Raw genomic sequence first — 1,321 nt, 5'->3', positions numbered from 1 at the left:
AAAAAATTTGTAACGCAATTGATGTACCATTCAAAACAGAAAAGCTGATCGTGAATGACCCAGATAAACCCAGCACAACAACGGCAACAGCCGGGAAAATCACGATTTTAGGCAAACAAGTACAAAACCGCAGGTACAGACCTGTAGCAGCACTTAGATTCAGAAGTGCTTACATTTCGTTAGGCAATCTCGTACCACCTGTGTTTTTGATAGATACAACAATGAGGAATAAGGGATTAGTCAGTTATCCGTGATGTTAGTTGAGTGACAGAAGGCGACTGCGGCAGAAAATAAAGGTAAAAACCTATTAGGTTTCGCCACAGAATTCTAAGGATTTTAAAGGGTTAGAGTTGACGAACACTGTAACCATCACCAATCAAAATTATGGGGTTTCGAGATTTAAATCGTTATCCAGCACAGAAAGCTCGGTACGACAAATATAAGGAGTGGCTGGAAGCTACTCCCGCAGAGCGCCAAGCGAAATTTGCAGCTATCACTGACGAAACTAAACGGGCCTATGCAGAAAGAGAAAAAGGCTACGTTTCTCCGTTCGGCACGGCTGGCAACACGAAAGTTTATCTTCCCGCTCGATTAATCAAGGATGGACAAACTGGACAAGGGTCTGGAGTTGCTACGGTGCTTCGCGGGCTGCTTGCCAATTACACCACAACTACTACCGAATTTGCTGCCCTAACTACGCCAATTGAGATTGAGGCGAAGAGATTTAAGTTCGCCAAGCTAACGCTGACTTCTGTTGTACCTGGAACCACCAAGAAAAATAGCCGCATTACTGGCGCTGAGTATAAAAAACCCGATGTGGATTCTGTTACTTCTCCTTTTGGTCAAAATGCTGGCGGTCAAGCTTACGATGCTGCTGTTTTGGCTATTCAAGGGGAATCGGCTTATGCCACATTTATGGCAGGAAACGGCGGTAAAAACCGCTCTAGATTCACTCCTGAAGGCTAATGAGCAAGATAGCAGAGCGAACCGGGATTATTTGGACTCCAAACGATCCGCTAGACCTGCTATCCGTTGATGTTGATGGCAACTGCTCTGAAGCTGAATTTCAGGGAATGCTTGCCATTAACCAAGCGGGTAGAGATTGGTTAACTGGGAAGATTGATGTTGTTGAGTACTTGGACAAGCTGGAATATTACGGCATTCCCAATCCGTTTGAAATGTTGGATGAATTTGCAGAACACGTTGATTTTGTAATTTCTCACGGATAGCAACAGTGAGAGTAGTTGAATTAAATAATAGTGATAATTGGCAAAGTATATTTTCTACTAATATTGTTGCCGTTCAAGTTCCAATGCAGAAT

General features: G+C 43.4%; 2 protein-coding genes and 1 pseudogene. All 3 read left to right on the top strand.

Translation table 11 applies throughout. The features are described 5' to 3' along the window. Positions 1-254 (top strand): annotated as a pseudogene (locus I8752_RS34760) (hypothetical protein); the annotation flags it as partial. Between the two features lie 130 nt (positions 255-384). Further along, a complete protein-coding gene (locus I8752_RS34755) occupies positions 385-966 on the top strand; it encodes a hypothetical protein (protein ID WP_214436698.1) in 582 nt (193 codons plus the stop codon). After that, positions 966-1,229: a hypothetical protein gene (locus I8752_RS34750; protein ID WP_214436695.1), complete on the top strand. Its 264-nt coding sequence runs from the start codon at positions 966-968 to the stop codon at positions 1,227-1,229. Before I8752_RS34755 ends, I8752_RS34750 begins: the two co-directional genes overlap by 1 nt. Positions 1,230-1,321 lie beyond the last annotated feature (92 nt).

It is taken from the genome of Dendronalium phyllosphericum CENA369 (assembly GCF_016056275.1).
In the GTDB taxonomy this organism is placed as follows: Bacteria; Cyanobacteriota; Cyanobacteriia; order Cyanobacteriales; family Nostocaceae; genus Dendronalium; species Dendronalium phyllosphericum.
This window is presented reverse-complemented; position numbering and strand designations above follow the sequence as displayed.

What these genes read in the sequence shown, in the direction of transcription:
- I8752_RS34755 (WP_214436698.1), top strand. Translation starts at nt 385, where the DNA reads ATGGGGTTTCGAGATTTAAATCGTTATCCAGCACAGAAAGCTCGGTAC.
- I8752_RS34750 (WP_214436695.1), top strand. Translation starts at nt 966, where the DNA reads ATGAGCAAGATAGCAGAGCGAACCGGGATTATTTGGACTCCAAACGAT.